Source organism: Microvirga sp. jy35 (assembly GCF_056148915.1).
Genome location: NZ_JBWBEW010000008.1, coordinates 93,775 through 107,244, shown reverse-complemented (window position 1 = coordinate 107,244; position 13,470 = coordinate 93,775). Strand labels below are relative to the sequence as shown.

13 protein-coding genes are annotated in these 13,470 nt (G+C 64.0%); 8 read left to right on the top strand and 5 right to left on the bottom strand.

The features are described 5' to 3' along the window. Window positions 1-106 precede the first annotated feature (106 nt). Window positions 107-775, top strand: coding sequence for a TetR/AcrR family transcriptional regulator (locus tag AC0QTX_RS08970; protein ID WP_474603487.1), 669 nt, complete (start codon window positions 107-109; stop codon window positions 773-775). 70 nt (window positions 776-845) lie between these two features. Then, a complete protein-coding gene (locus tag AC0QTX_RS08965; protein WP_474603486.1) occupies window positions 846-1,760 on the top strand; it encodes a DMT family transporter in 915 nt (304 codons plus the stop codon). Here AC0QTX_RS08965 and AC0QTX_RS08960 read toward each other — a convergent pair. Continuing rightward, a complete protein-coding gene (locus AC0QTX_RS08960) occupies window positions 1,757-2,443 on the bottom strand; it encodes a Crp/Fnr family transcriptional regulator (protein ID WP_474603485.1) in 687 nt (228 codons plus the stop codon). The two genes, AC0QTX_RS08965 and AC0QTX_RS08960, sit on opposite strands and share 4 nt — an antisense overlap. 204 nt (window positions 2,444-2,647) lie before the next feature. Between AC0QTX_RS08960 and AC0QTX_RS08955 the strand changes: the two genes are divergently transcribed. The 4 genes from AC0QTX_RS08955 to AC0QTX_RS08940 all read left to right on the top strand — a co-directional run bounded on the left by AC0QTX_RS08955 (window position 2,648) and on the right by AC0QTX_RS08940 (window position 6,660). Then, complete coding sequence (locus AC0QTX_RS08955) at window positions 2,648-4,525, top strand: ABC-F family ATP-binding cassette domain-containing protein (RefSeq protein ID WP_474603484.1); 1,878 nt, start codon at window positions 2,648-2,650, stop codon at window positions 4,523-4,525. Window positions 4,526-4,642: 117 nt separating this feature from the next. Continuing rightward, window positions 4,643-4,825, top strand: a complete 183-nt coding sequence (locus AC0QTX_RS08950) for a hypothetical protein (RefSeq protein ID WP_474603483.1) — start codon at window positions 4,643-4,645, stop codon at window positions 4,823-4,825. Between the two features lie 297 nt (window positions 4,826-5,122). Further along, a complete protein-coding gene (locus AC0QTX_RS08945; protein WP_474603482.1) occupies window positions 5,123-5,530 on the top strand; it encodes a hypothetical protein in 408 nt (135 codons plus the stop codon). A 458-nt stretch (window positions 5,531-5,988) separates the two neighbouring features. Next, a complete protein-coding gene (locus AC0QTX_RS08940) occupies window positions 5,989-6,660 on the top strand; it encodes a calcium-binding protein (RefSeq protein ID WP_474603481.1) in 672 nt (223 codons plus the stop codon). 105 nt (window positions 6,661-6,765) lie between these two features. Here the strand turns inward: AC0QTX_RS08940 and AC0QTX_RS08935 are convergent, their stop codons facing one another. The 4 genes from AC0QTX_RS08935 to AC0QTX_RS08920 form a co-directional block, all read right to left on the bottom strand. Further along, window positions 6,766-7,152: a hypothetical protein gene (locus tag AC0QTX_RS08935; protein WP_474603480.1), complete on the bottom strand. Its 387-nt coding sequence runs from the start codon at window positions 7,150-7,152 to the stop codon at window positions 6,766-6,768. Then, complete coding sequence (locus AC0QTX_RS08930) at window positions 7,152-8,708, bottom strand: S10 family peptidase (RefSeq protein ID WP_474603479.1); 1,557 nt, start codon at window positions 8,706-8,708, stop codon at window positions 7,152-7,154. The genes AC0QTX_RS08935 and AC0QTX_RS08930 overlap by 1 nt, the downstream gene beginning before the upstream one ends. A gap of 228 nt (window positions 8,709-8,936) precedes the next feature. After that, window positions 8,937-9,389, bottom strand: coding sequence for a DNA polymerase III subunit chi (locus AC0QTX_RS08925; RefSeq protein ID WP_474603478.1), 453 nt, complete (start codon window positions 9,387-9,389; stop codon window positions 8,937-8,939). A gap of 117 nt (window positions 9,390-9,506) precedes the next feature. Beyond that, window positions 9,507-10,997, bottom strand: coding sequence for a leucyl aminopeptidase (locus AC0QTX_RS08920; RefSeq protein WP_474603563.1), 1,491 nt, complete (start codon window positions 10,995-10,997; stop codon window positions 9,507-9,509). A 215-nt stretch (window positions 10,998-11,212) separates the two neighbouring features. On the opposite strand from AC0QTX_RS08920, the gene lptF reads away from it, so the two are divergent. Next, the gene (gene lptF, locus AC0QTX_RS08915) at window positions 11,213-12,373 is read left to right on the top strand and encodes an LPS export ABC transporter permease LptF (protein WP_474603477.1); all 1,161 of its coding nucleotides are present in this window, start codon (window positions 11,213-11,215) and stop codon (window positions 12,371-12,373) included. A 2-nt stretch (window positions 12,374-12,375) separates the two neighbouring features. Next, complete coding sequence (gene lptG / locus AC0QTX_RS08910) at window positions 12,376-13,461, top strand: LPS export ABC transporter permease LptG (RefSeq protein ID WP_474603476.1); 1,086 nt, start codon at window positions 12,376-12,378, stop codon at window positions 13,459-13,461. The last annotated feature ends 9 nt before the right edge of the window (window positions 13,462-13,470 follow it).

The window sequence follows — 13,470 nt, the reverse complement described above, 5'->3', positions numbered from 1 at the left end:
CTTGCATCGAACTGCCGGACAGGCCTTGATCTTTATCGAATTGCTCGTCATATATGCTTTGACCGAACGGTTCGGTCAATAGTTAATGAGGAAACTTATAGAAGCTATGATCTCCGTGCATGACGACATTCTGGACAAGGCGCCTTCCGCCGCCGCGGAGGAGAGCACAGAGAGCGCCAAGCGCCGTCAGATCCTGGATGGCGCTCGCAAGGTGTTCCTCGCCCAAGGCTTCGACGGCGCCAGCATGGGCGAGATCGCCAAGGTGGCCGGTGTCTCGAAGGGCACGCTTTATGTCTATTTCGACAGCAAGGAGAGCCTATTCGAAGCCCTGACGACGGAAGAAAAGCAGGGCTTGGCGGAGGTGCTGTTCAAGCTCGATCCGGAGGATCCCGACGTCCGGGGCGTCCTGCGGAAGCTCGGCGTCAGCTACCTGCGCCGCATGGGCAAGCCCGAGCATATTTCGTCGATCCGGATGGTCATGGGTGCGGCGGAGAAATTTCCGCGCCTGGGCCAGGCCTTCTATGAGGCCGGCCCCTGCCAGGGCATCGCCCGGCTCAAGGCCTACTTCGACCGGCAGGTCGAGGCGGGACGGCTTTCCATCGAGGACACAGGGGTCGCCGCGCAGCATTTCCTCGACCTTTGCGTCTCCGGCATGCTGCGCCGCCTGCTGTTCTCTGTGGGTGATCCGCCGACGGAAGAGCAAATCCAGAAGAATGTCGACAATGCCCTGCGGGTCTTCTTTGCCGCCTATGGGCCTGATGCGCCGAAACAATAAGGGTCTGCCCGAGCTTCCACACCGCCCTGCCCTTCTCTAGGCTTACCCAGAGGGCGGCCGGGAGGGATCAATGGGGAAGCGCGGAAGCAACGGAGCGGGGCACATCGCGGCCTTTGCCGCCATGGCATTGATCTGGGGCCTGACCTGGCTGCCGATGAAGATCGCCTCCGAGGCCGTGCCGCCGATCTTCCTGGCGATGGTGCGCTTCCTGCTCGCCGGCCTCTGCTATCTCGGGTTCATTCTCGCCAAGGGACTGCCGCTGAAGATGGAGCAGCCGGGGCGGGTCATCGTCGCATCGCTTCTCATCACGACCGGCTGTTACAGCCTGCTGTTCTGGGGCGTCGCCCGCGCGCCGACCGGCCTGTCGTCCATCGTCAACCTCTCCCTCATGCCGATCTTCCTGATCCTCGTCGGCGCCCTCTACGGGCAGGAGCGGATTACACCGCGCAGGCTCGGGGCCATAGCCCTTGGCGTCCTGGGTCTCGTGATGCTCTTTTCCGGACGGACCGGCACCGCGCAGGACGGCGCCTTGCTCGGTCTTGCTGCGGTGGCGGTTGCAACCTTGAGCTATGCCTGGGGCGCGGTGGTCAGCCGCCCGCTGATGCAGGCGATTCACCCAATCACCCTCGCCTTCTGGGAAACGAGCATCGGCGCACTCGGCCTCATCCCCATGTCACTTCTGGTGGAGGGCTATGACCCCGCCTACTTCGTCGGGCTCATGGACGGGCGCGCGATCCTGGGCCTGACCATCCTCGTCTTCGGCGGCTCGCTCGGCGGCTTCTCGATCTATCTCTGGCTGGTGCGCGACTGGGGCGCTTTCCGGGCCGGGCTGTACTCGTTCGTCAGCCCTGTCGTGGCGGTCGCCGTTGGCGTCGCCTTCGCGAACGAGGCCTTCGGCTGGCCGGAAGCCATCGGCATGGGCGTGATGCTGTCCGCCACGGCGCTCGCCCTCACCGAGAGCAAGCGTGCAGCGATGTCGACCTAGTGATCGGTCCGAAAGGCTTCGGCCACCCGGGCCTTGAGCACGTCCGGCTGGCGCAGGATCAGGGCGCCCCGCGTGCGCTCGATCAGGCCCTCTTGGGTCAGCATGGTGAACTCACGGGTGATCTGCTCCCGGCGGCAGCCGATGCGCGCGGCGACGATATGGTGGAAGGGCGGCGGCGTGATCACCCGCTCGCCGGACTTGTCCTGCCGCGGCGTCGAGAGACGCAGAAGCTCGGAGTAGAGCCGGTGCCGCAGATCGAGCACCGTCTGCTCCATGAAGCGGGCATTCAGCTCGCGGATGCGGGAGGCCATGAGGCAGAACAGGCGCTCAGCCACCGGCTGGTGGGAAAAGAGCATTTCCTTGAAGACGGAAGCCGGCATCACGCAAGCCTCCCCTCGGGTGAGCGCCGTGACGTTGGCGGAGCGGGGAACGCCGTCGAGAGCGGCCAGCTCGCCGAAAAGGTCGCCGGGCCTCATCTCGTGGAGGATGACCTCCTTGCCGGAGGCCGTGCGCATCAGGACCCGCACCTCTCCGGATAGAAGGAAATACACGTCCGTCGAGGGCTCGTCGAAGTCGACGACCACCTCTTCAGGGTCGAAACGGCGCCAATTGGCCCGCGTCTCGAAAGGCGCAAGGTCAATCTCCAGCCCCTTGAACAACTTGATCCCAGTGAGCCGCCCCATCGGTTTCCTCCCTGCACGACATCTTGGCTATACCATAGATCCCGTACTTTCGGTACGGAAGAGATGCCGTATCTCTTTGTCAAGCCTCCAGGATCCTGTCATTGGCGATTCCGGCTATCGCACAGACCATGCTCGAGGCAGCGCCAGAGCCCTGATGTCGCCCAAACACCTTGCCAGCGGGGCCTTCCCGCGCCAAAAGGCGGCATGCTCCACGTCAACGACCTGACCTACCGCATCGGCGACCGGCTGATCCTCGACCGCGCCTCCTTCAACCTGCCTGACGGTGCGAAGGTGGGCCTCGTCGGGCGCAACGGTGCGGGCAAGACCACCCTGTTCAAGATCATTCAGGGCGACCTCGCCACCGAGAGCGGCACCGTCACCCTGCCCCGCGGCATGAAAATCGGAGCCGTGGCGCAGGAAGCGCCGGGCGGGCCCGACACCCTGATCGAGGTGGTTCTCGCCGCCGACAAGGAGCGTGCTGCCCTGCTCGCGGAAGCGGAGACGGCGGACGGCCTGCGCAGGGCGGAGATCGAGACGCGGCTCACCGACATCGGGGCCCATTCGGCCCCCGCCCGCGCGGCCGCCATTCTCCACGGCCTCGGCTTCGACGCCGCGGCGCAGAACCGGCCCTGCTCGGACTTTTCCGGCGGATGGCGCATGCGCGTGGCACTGGCGGCCGTGCTCTTCACCGAACCCGACCTCCTGCTCCTCGACGAGCCGACCAACTACCTGGACCTCGAAGGCACGCTCTGGCTCTACGATTATCTCGGGCGCTATCCGCACACGGTGCTGATCATCAGCCACGACCGGGAACTGCTCGACACCTGCGTCAACCACATCCTCCATCTCGACCGGGGCAGGCTCGCGATCTATCGCGGCGGCTATACCTCCTTTGCCAAGCAATACGCGGAAAAGCGCGAGCTCACCGCGAAGATGGCAGCCAAGCAGGAGGCCGAGCGCAAGCACCTGCAGGCCTTCGTCGACCGCTTCAAGGCCAAGGCCTCCAAGGCCCGGCAGGCGCAGTCGCGCGTCAAGCGGCTGGAGAAGATGGAGGCGATCACGACCATCGTGGAAGACGACGTGGTGCCCTTCAACCTGCCGGGTCCGGAGCGCCCCGCCGCGCCGCCGCTGATCACGGTCGAGGGCGGTGCGGTCGGCTATGGCGATCGCATCGTGCTCGATCGCTTGAACCTGACAATCTCCCCGGACGACAGGATCGCGCTCCTCGGCTCCAACGGCAACGGCAAGTCCACCTTCTGCAAGCTCATCGGCGGCAGGCTCGCGCCCATGAAGGGCGAGATGCGCACGCCCACCCGCATGGACGTGGCGTATTTCGCCCAGCACCAGCTCGATGAGCTGAACCCGAAGGCGACCGCCTACGACCATGTGGCCGAACGCATGCCGGATACGCCCGTCGCCCGGATCCGCGCCCGCACGGCGCAGATCGGCTTTCCCGGGGCGAAGGCCGATACGCCGGTCTCCGCGCTCTCGGGCGGCGAGAAGGCGCGCCTGCTCATGGGGCTTGCCGCCTTCAACGGTCCTCACCTGCTCATCCTCGACGAGCCGACCAACCACCTCGACATCGACAGCCGCACCGCCCTGATGGAGGCGATCAACGACTATACGGGCGCGGTGATCCTGGTCAGCCACGACCGCTTCCTGATCGAGGCCTGCGCCGACCGCCTCTGGATCGTCGGCAACGGCGGCGTGAAGCCCTTCGACGGAGACATGGACGATTACCGCCAGCTCGTCCTCTCGGGAGAGCTCGATCCGCAGAAGCGCTCCGACAGGCCCCAGGCCCCCACCGCCTCCAAGACTGACGAGCGTCGTGCTGCGGCAGAGCGCCGGGCGGCCCTAGCCCCCTTGCGCAAGAAGCTCGAGGCGCTCGAGAGCCGGATGGCGAAACTCGCCGAGGTCATCCGCAAGGTCGATGCGGCCCTGGCCGATGGCACTGCCTTTCAGAAGGATCCGGCAAAGGCGTCCGAGCTGTCCAGGATGCGGGCCGAGGCCGCGTCCACCCTGGAGACGGTCGAGGAGGAGTGGCTGGCGCTGAGCAGTGAGATCGAGGAGGCGGGTGCCTAGGATGGGCAGACACCTGCCCGCACCTACTCCCCCAGAGCAGCCGAGCTACCTCCTCCGAGCACACCCCGAATCGACGCGAAGTCGTAAGTTGATCATAGCCTTTTGGGGAGGCTGACCATGAGAATCCTAATTTCGGCCTGCACGGACAGGGCCTTCGCCAAGGGCCTCCTGCCGATGGCGCAGCTGACGACCTCATCGGCGTCGGCCGTGAACGACAACACGACCCACCCTCAATCCAGGTGGAGGCTTCGTCTGCATTGGAGGCATGCTGCCGAACTGACGCGTCAGGCCGCTTCGTAAGCAGAGTGCGGGAGAGCACATCGGGTGCTTCCCTCCGGAGGTAGCTTCCGGCTGTCCTCGATGGAGGTTTTGATGGTCCAGGTCCTGTCCTATTGCACCGCGAAACTGTTCTCCCACGCAGTCTTTCCGATGGTCATGATCAAGCCGCGGCCTGTGGCAAGCGCCAATGACGATGACCCCTTGGCGCCGCTCCCGAGCGTGTGGCAGTGATGCCGTCCCCGGTCTGCGAACACTCGGCGTTACTGCTGCATTCATCCTGAGAGGTGTACATCGGTACACCTAGATGGAGAACGGACCATGCTTCGTGCAGTTTTGGCAACGGCAGTGCTCTTCAGCGGCACCATGCTCGGCATATCATCGGAAGCGCAGGCGCAAGGGTTGGTGCCATGCGCGAGGGAGCATGGCTTCTGCCGCGTTCCCTATCCGACCCGCGTGATCTACGGCATTCCCGGCCGGAGCGTCGAGGTGTTCGTCAGGGAGGGCGGCATCCCCTGTTCCAACAGGGCATTCGGCGATCCCGCTCCTGGCGTGGTGAAGCGCTGCGCCTATATCGCCCGCGGATACGACCGGGGTCCGAGACGGTACGATGAGGGCTCCAGACAATATGACGACGGTTATCGCAGATCCTTCCGTGAGTACGATCGCAGCCGTCGGGACTATGACGAAGGATATGATCGTCCTTACCGCTCCTACGAGGTTTACTGATCCACGGAGCGGCTGGCCGGTTCCTGGCCGAGACATCAAAGACGCGGGCGCGCAAGGTTTGCGCGCTCCCCTCCGCGCCATTGGATGGGAGCTTCCCCACCCGTCTCTCAAGCGTGCGATGAGTCACGACAGGCCATGATCCCTCCGTATCCAGCCGATGGGCTGGAGTGTTTGAGCAAGCTGCCTGACTTGAGCTGCCCTTGCTGGCTTGCGCGGCCACAGGCCTTCCCCTGCCCCTCACCCTGAAATCATAGTTTCATCCTTGGTTAATCATGATCTCAGGTCGCGACCGCGCCGCCAGTTATACGCCCGATGAACGGGCCCACTTGCCGTCATTCAGCCATCCTGTCCGATGATGCCGTCACGAGGGGTTAACTGTCCTATGGCACAACTCGGGCCTGACACCTTCGACGGGTCTCGCAATGACAGCAGCCCGGCAACAGAAGACTGCGGAGACAATGATGCCGACCATCTACGGGGATGATTTCAACGACGATATCGATGGTTTCGACACCTCGGATATCATCTACGGCTATAGCGGCGACGATCGGATCGACGGCTGGTATGGGCACGACGACATCTATGGCGACTGGGGCCACGATATGATCTATGGCGGCTTTGGGGACGACTACCTGATCGGCGGCGCCGGCCATGACGACCTTTTTGGCGGCGCAGACTTCGACGACCTGTATGGCGGTTCAGGCCTCGACTACCTCTCCGGCGGCACGGGCGACGATCTTCTGTCCGGCGGGACAGGGCGCGACACGCTGATCGGCGGAACGGGAGAGGATGAATTCGTCTTCAAGAGAGGCGATTCCGGCCTGTCGACGAGCACAGCCGACACGATCACCGACTGGAACAGGTCCTTCGATTTTATCGACATGACAATCAAGGGGACCAGGAGCAACTACCGTGAGATCAACACGGACGCCCGCTCCATCGCGACGGCCGCTTCGGACGCCGACTTCGTGTACGGCGACACGAACGTCAGGCACGTGTTCCTGTTCAATCCCGACATCGACAGAGGCTTCCTCGTGTCGGATCTCAATGCGGACGGCGTGTTCGAAACGGGCGTGGTGCTCAAGAATGCCGGCCTCGCATCGGACATGAGCTATCTCTACATCATCTGAGACCACGTTCCGCTCTCAGGAGAATGGCCGCACTTGCTGCGGCCATTTTGGTTTGCGGGCTTGAAGATCTCGATGCCGGAAAGACTCAGAACGAGCCAATGGAGCTCAAGGCTTCACCACCCGATCCAGCCTGTTGTTCACGAAGAAGTACAGCTCACGCCCGCCGGGCTCGGAATAGAGCACCTGCACCTCGCGCTGGCCCTTTCCGCTCTCGCCAACCAGCACGTCGGTGGCGGGCTTGCCCTTCAGGCGCACGAGATCGCACTCGGTGATGCCGGGCTCTATGGCTGCAGCCGTTCCCGCAGGCGTACCGGTGCAGCGGCCGTCCGGACCGAGGACGGGACCATCGATCACTGGACCTAACGCAGCGGAAGGCCCAGGCGCGGTGGTCATGGCCGCCGCAGACGGCGGCGCACTGCGCGTGCTGTTGCACGCGGCGAGAACCAGCGCCATGAGAACCATGCTGGACAGAACTTTCACGCGCATTCCCATCAATCCCTGTTATCGTTGGCAGCCCTCGCCTGCAGGGCCTCGTCGAAGAGCCGCTGCACATCGGCCTTGAAGGCCTGCCGTGACGCCTGCCGCGAATAGAACATGTGGCCGCCTTCGTAAACCGTCAGCTCCACGCGCTTTCGGGGGCCGAGGTCTGGCAGCTGGTTCAGCAGCAGCTGGGACGCGAAGTATGGGGTGACCAGGTCCGTGAACCCATGAGTGACGAGCACGCGCAGCTTGCCGTCGAGCGAAAGAGCCTGCCGCAATTCCTCAAGGTTTTCCGGGCCGTTGCGCCCGCCGCCCCAGCGCCATGCGCCGTTGACGGATCCGTTGAGCAGGCTGTAGCGCCCCTCCGTCTTGTAGTTCAGGGTATGGGTCAGATGATGAATGATCGCACTCGACAGGGGCGCCGTCATGCCGTCGAGGACCGGATCCTCGAATCGGGACACCTGGGCGTTCGGGTTCGGATCGGCGATGGCCACGTTGGTGTCATAGGCGCTGACGATCTCGGATGAGCCGCGCCGCAACTCTCTTTGGGCAGCCCGCATGTCGATGCGACCAGCAAGGCGGCGCGAGACCTCGGGGCTGAGCCCGCTCAGTTCGGCGACGCGGCGGCTGACGCGCTCGACCGCCTCCTTGTCCTGGAGCCCGCGCATCAGGTCGACGAGGTAGTCACCGGACGCATAAGCCTCAGCCTCCCTCAGCGCTTCGCGTGACACCGGGCCTTTCCGTGACAGGTTCGCCGCCGCAAGCGAGGGCAGGATCGCCGCACTCGTCCAAGGTGCGCCGGCGCCCTGATCGAGCCAGTCGAAGTCGAACACGGGCGAGACGAGAACCAGCCCGCTAAAACCGATGCCCTGATCGCTCTGGAGCTTCTGGGCTAGAAGCGGCCCGCGGAAGCCGCCATAGCTCTCGCCGGTAAAGAATTTCGGCGACATGAGCCGGTTCTTCTCCTTGAGCCAGCGCATCACGAAGGCGGCCAACCCGTCGATGTCTCCCTGAACGGAGTAGAACCTCTCCCGCACCGGGTCGCCGCCGACCACGCGGCTGTAGCCGGTGCCAGGCGGATCGATGAAGACGAGATCGGTGAAATCGAGCCAGGTCTCGGCGTTGGGCAGGAGCGCCGGAGGGGCCGACGGGCTGATCGTCGCGCCGTCGAGAGGCAGGAGCCATGGTCCGACAGCGAGGAGATGCAGATAGGCCGAGGACGCGCCGGGGCCGCCATTCACCACGAAAGTCACCGGCCGGGTCGCCGGGTCCGAATCGTCGCGCGTGTACGCCACGAACCCGATCTCCGCCTGCGGCGCGCCCTGCGGATCGGCCAGCGTCAGATGCCCGGCCGCTGCGGTAAAGGACAGGGTCCGGCCGGGGAGTTGAAGCGTGTGCCGCGTGACCGATTCCGGCGGCAGCGCCTGCGTATCCCTGGCTTCTGGCCGGGGCCTGCGCTGCTCCTGCTGTTGCCCTTGCGGCTGCTGTTCCTGGGCTCCGACTCCGAGGGGCAGAACAAGCGACAGGAACAGAGCGGTATAAAGAGGAAGGCGCAGCTTAGGGATCATCGGAACATCCTTTGGACGTCCTGAAACTGGAGACCCTTGTCCCGCTGGCAAGCGCCGCGGCGATGAAGAGTTCGTGTTCCCAGCTTGCAGATCAGTCTCAACCCTCATCCTGAAGAGCAGACGTAGTCTGCGTCTCGAAGGAGCCTCCAGAGAGCACTGGATCCTCCTTCGAAACGGTCGATGCGCGACCTCCTCAGGATAAGGGCTTCAGGATTGCTCTTTGAAAACTCACGCCTTCCGCTGCCAGCGGCCGCTCTCGTCCTGCTGCCAGTAGGTTGCGTCGTGGCCGCCCTCCTTCACCGCCCGCCATTGGTCGCGGGCGAAGGCGAGCGCCTGGATGTCGTTGCCGTCGAACAGGATCGCCAGGCGCTGGTAGGCGGCCATGTCCTCCGGCAGGTCGGCGCCCTCGACCAGGAAGCGGATGGAGGCGCCATTGGGATTGGCGCCCGACAGGGTGATGAGAATCGGCTGATCCCCCGCGTGGGCTTCCCTGTCGGTACCGTGCGGCAGAAAGCTCTCGTCAGTGAAAGTCCACAGGTGATCGTCGAGGGCGGACAGGCGCTCCTCGGTCGTCACCTGCACCACCGCGCGCCATCCCCGCTCGAGCGTCTTCTGCAGGAGCGTGGGCAGCACGGCCTCGAGAGGCTGGTGCTGGAGATGGTAGAAAAGGACTTCGGTCATAATACTCCCGTCATCCCGGACGGAGCGAAGATCCGGGATCGCCGTCAGGATCAAGCGTCATTCTCGTCAAGCGATCCCGGGTTCTGCTCGGCAGCCCCGGGATGACGCTTCGGAGGCTCACGCCTCGTAATGATCGCGCACGAGGCGGTCGAGGAGGCGCACGCCCCAGCCGGAGCTCCAGCCCCGGTTGATTTCGGTTGCCGGCGAACCCATGGCCGTGCCGGCGATGTCGAGATGGGCCCAGGGCACGTCGTTGACGAAGCGCTGGAGCAGGGCTGCCGCCGTGCTCGACCCGCCGAAGCGGCCAGTCGAATTCTTCATGTCGGCGAATTTGGACTCGATCATCTTGTCGAACTCGGGTCCCAGCGGCATGCGCCAGACCCGCTCGCCCGTGGCCTTGCCGGCAACGGTCAGGCGCTCGGCGAGCTCGTCGTTGTTCGAGAACAGGCCGGCGTATTCCTGGGCCAGCGCCACCATGATCGCACCCGTGAGAGTCGCCAGATCGATCATGAACTTGGGCTTGAAGCGGTTCTGCACGTACCAGAGCACGTCGGCCAGCACGAGGCGGCCCTCGGCATCCGTGTTGATGATCTCGATGGTCTGACCCGACATGGTGGTGACGATGTCCCCGGGCCGCTGGGCGTTGCCGTCGGGCATGTTCTCCACGAGCCCTATGGCGCCGACCACGTTAGCCTTGGCCTTGCGGCTCGCCAGGGCATGCATGAGGCCGACCACGCAGGCGGCGCCTGCCATGTCGCCCTTCATGTCCTCCATGCCGGCACCGGGCTTGATCGAGATGCCGCCGGTATCGAACACCACGCCCTTGCCGACGAAAGCGATGGGCTTGTCGTTCGCCTTGCCGCCGTTCCAGCGCATGATGGCCACCCGCCCGCCGCGCACAGAACCCTGGGCTACGCCCAGCAGCGCCCCCATGCCGAGCTTCCTCATGGCCTTGTCGTCCAGAATCTCGACCTCGACGCCAAGCTTGGTCAAAGCCTGGGCGCGGGCGGCGAATTCCTGCGGCCCGAGCACATTCGGGGGCTCGTTCACGAGATCGCGGGCGATGATCACGCCCTGCTGGACACCCTCGCGGGCCTTGTAGGCTTTCTTGACCGCCGCAGGATCCGCCACGCTGAGGACCAAGCGTCCACCGCTCCTGTCGTCCTCGTCGTTCTTCTTGGTCTTGTAGCGGTCGAAGCTGTAGCGGCGAAGACCAACGCCGAGCGCGATATCGGCCACAGCCTCCGGCGTGACCTGGATCTCGGGCAGATCCAGCACAGCCGTCGCGAGCTTGCCGTTCACCTTGCCGGCGAGCAGGCCGCCCAGCTGGACGAAGTCCATGCTCGCCCGGTCCTTTTCGCCCCCGGTGCCGATCACGATCAGCCGGTCGACGGAAAGACCCGCGGGAACCACGATCGACATGGCAGACTTCGCCTTGCCCTTGAAGCTCTCCGCGGCCGCAGCCTTGGCGATCAGATCGACGGCTTTCGGTCCGAGCTGCTTGGCCACAACGGCGCTGGGCTTGAGGTTCTCCCCGACGAAGACGATGAGATCGCCGGATTCGACCTTGCCGTGGGCCTGGAAGTCGATCTTGAAGCTGTCGGCCATGAAATCCTCTTTGTTCTGGTGCATTGCCCCGTCTTGAAGCCGGCTGCGGCGCTGACGCGCGATGCGGACGGTTGAGACATATATCATATGTCGTGAAGGGGCACGGGGAAGCTGCCGTGAAATCGGCACAATCTCAGGATGTTGAGAACGGCCGTCTTGCCTGGGATCCTGTGACACGATACCCAGGGCGCGACCGCCCGGGGGCGAAGGGCCTAATGACACTTATCGAACGCTACATCCTGAAGATCACATTCAGCGCCTTCGCCGCTTGCCTGGTTGCCCTGACAGGGGTCATCTGGATCACCCAGGCTCTGCGCGAGCTCGACCTGCTAACCGGCAAGGGCCAGACCCTCCTGATCTTCCTGACCGTGACCGGGCTCTCGCTGCCGGCCCTGATCAGCGTCATTGCCCCCGTGGCCCTTTTCCTGGCCACCATCTACACCCTGAACAAGCTGAACGGGGATTCCGAACTGATCGTCATGAGCGCCGGAGGCATGCCCCCAGGGCGGCTGCTGCGGCCCTTCCTGGCGCTGGCGGCCTTCGTCTGCCTGGCCGTAGGGATCATCTCCATCCACATCATGCCCGCGAGCTTTCAGGAGATGCGGCAGCTCTTCACCAAGATCCGGGCCGACTTCGTCGGCACCATGGCCAAGGAGGGTCAGTTCATCAGCCTGGATAACGGCATCACCTTCCATTACCGGGAGCGGCAGGGCGATTCCCTGCTCGGGATCTTCATGGAGGACCTCCGGGAGAAGGACAAACCCATTGTCTATCTGGCCGAGCGCGGACAGACCGTCGAGCAGAACGGAACGGCCTATCTCGTTCTTCAAAAGGGCAGCGTTCAGCGCAAGGAGCCGAACAGCCGCGATTCATCCATCGTCGCATTCGAGCGCTATGCGGTCGATCTGTCGGCCTTCAACAAGGAAGGCGGCGAAGTGGTCTACAAGCCGCGCGAGCGAAGCACCACCCAGCTCCTGTTTCCGGACAAGAGCGAACCCATCTACCAGGAGCAGTCGGGGCGCTTCCGGGCCGAGCTGCACGAGCGCCTGTCCTCCTGGCTCTACCCGCTCGCCATGATGATGATCGCCTTCGCGGCTCTCGGCGAAGCCCGCACGACCCGCCAGGGCCGTGGCATGGCGATCGCCAGCGCGGTGGTGGCGATCGTGCTGATGCGGATTCTTGGCTTTGCCGCTTCGAGTGGCGTTGCTCGAACACCGGTCGCGATCGCTGCAATCTATGCTGTGCCCCTGATAAGCATCCTGATCAGCCTGCTGCTGGTCCTGAAGGGACCGGCCATGTGGTCAGCCCAAGCCAAGCTTTCGAAGCTGTTCAGAAATCCAATCCCGGCACGGTCTCCCGTGATCCAGAAAGTCTGACCATGCTGATCGGTCGGACACTTGGCTTCTATTTTTCGCGGCAGTTCATCAAGACTATATTCCTGGTCTTCGCGACAGTCTTCACCCTCGTCTATACCCTGGACTTCGTGGAACTCATGCGCCGGGCCGGTGACGCCCCAGGCGCGACCACAGGAGCCATCGCGCAACTGGCCCTGTTCCGCACCCCGGCCATCGCCGAGCAGGTAATGCCCTTCGCCGTGCTGTTCGGCAGCATGGCGGCTCTCCTGCAGCTCAGCCGCAAACTCGAACTTGTGGTGGCGCGTGCGGCCGGGATCTCCGCCTGGCAGTTCCTTCAGCCGGGGCTCCTGATCGCGGTGCTGATCGGCGTGCTCTCCGTCACCGTCTACAACCCGCTCTCCGCCATCCTGAAGCAGCAGGCCTCCGCACTGGAAACGAGCATCTTTTCCCGGAACGTCCAAACCCGGGACAAGCCGATCTGGCTTCGTCAGCGGAGCCTGGACGGCCAGGCCATCTTCCGTGCGAACGGCTCGGCGACGAACGCGGCGACCCTTTATGACGTCACGGTTTATGCCTTCGACCACGATGGCGTCTTCAGCCACAGGGTCGAGTCCCGTGAAGCGAACCTGCACGAGGGCTTCTGGGAACTGAAGGAAGCCAGGGTTCTGTCCGCCACCGAGGAGCCCCAATCCCATGATCGGTACCTGATCGCCTCGAGCCTGCAGCCCTCGCAGGTTCGACAGAGCTTCATCGATCCCGATGCAGTTCCCTTCTGGGACCTCAAGGACACGATCAACCGGATGGAACAGGCGGACATCAACGCCACCACGTACCGCCTCCATTACGACCAGCTTCTGGCCCGCCCCCTGCTGTTCATCGCCATGGTCTTCGTAGCCGCATCCGTCTCGTTAAGATTCTTTCGATTTGGCGGTGTAGCCATGATGGTTCTGGGTGGCGTCGCAGCCGGGTTCATGCTTTATGTCGCCACTGAGCTTATGGCGGAGCTTGGAGCCTCCGGAATCATCAGTTCCCTGGTTGCGGCTTGGTTCCCTGCTGTAGTAGGCAGTCTCTTAGGGACCTTGGCCTTATTGTACCAAGAGGACGGCTGACCGTTCTCG

Coding starts and splice junctions, on each gene's coding strand:
- AC0QTX_RS08920 (WP_474603563.1), bottom strand. CDS start 10,997: ATGGCCGACAGCTTCAAGATCGACTTCCAGGCCCACGGCAAGGTCGAA.
- AC0QTX_RS08970 (WP_474603487.1), top strand. CDS start 107: ATGATCTCCGTGCATGACGACATTCTGGACAAGGCGCCTTCCGCCGCC.
- AC0QTX_RS08940 (WP_474603481.1), top strand. CDS start 5,989: ATGATGCCGACCATCTACGGGGATGATTTCAACGACGATATCGATGGT.
- AC0QTX_RS08935 (WP_474603480.1), bottom strand. CDS start 7,152: ATGGGAATGCGCGTGAAAGTTCTGTCCAGCATGGTTCTCATGGCGCTG.
- AC0QTX_RS08955 (WP_474603484.1), top strand. CDS start 2,648: ATGCTCCACGTCAACGACCTGACCTACCGCATCGGCGACCGGCTGATC.
- AC0QTX_RS08945 (WP_474603482.1), top strand. CDS start 5,123: ATGCTTCGTGCAGTTTTGGCAACGGCAGTGCTCTTCAGCGGCACCATG.
- lptG (WP_474603476.1), top strand. CDS start 12,376: ATGCTGATCGGTCGGACACTTGGCTTCTATTTTTCGCGGCAGTTCATC.
- AC0QTX_RS08930 (WP_474603479.1), bottom strand. CDS start 8,708: ATGATCCCTAAGCTGCGCCTTCCTCTTTATACCGCTCTGTTCCTGTCG.
- AC0QTX_RS08925 (WP_474603478.1), bottom strand. CDS start 9,389: ATGACCGAAGTCCTTTTCTACCATCTCCAGCACCAGCCTCTCGAGGCC.
- lptF (WP_474603477.1), top strand. CDS start 11,213: ATGACACTTATCGAACGCTACATCCTGAAGATCACATTCAGCGCCTTC.
- AC0QTX_RS08965 (WP_474603486.1), top strand. CDS start 846: ATGGGGAAGCGCGGAAGCAACGGAGCGGGGCACATCGCGGCCTTTGCC.
- AC0QTX_RS08950 (WP_474603483.1), top strand. CDS start 4,643: ATGAGAATCCTAATTTCGGCCTGCACGGACAGGGCCTTCGCCAAGGGC.
- AC0QTX_RS08960 (WP_474603485.1), bottom strand. CDS start 2,443: ATGGGGCGGCTCACTGGGATCAAGTTGTTCAAGGGGCTGGAGATTGAC.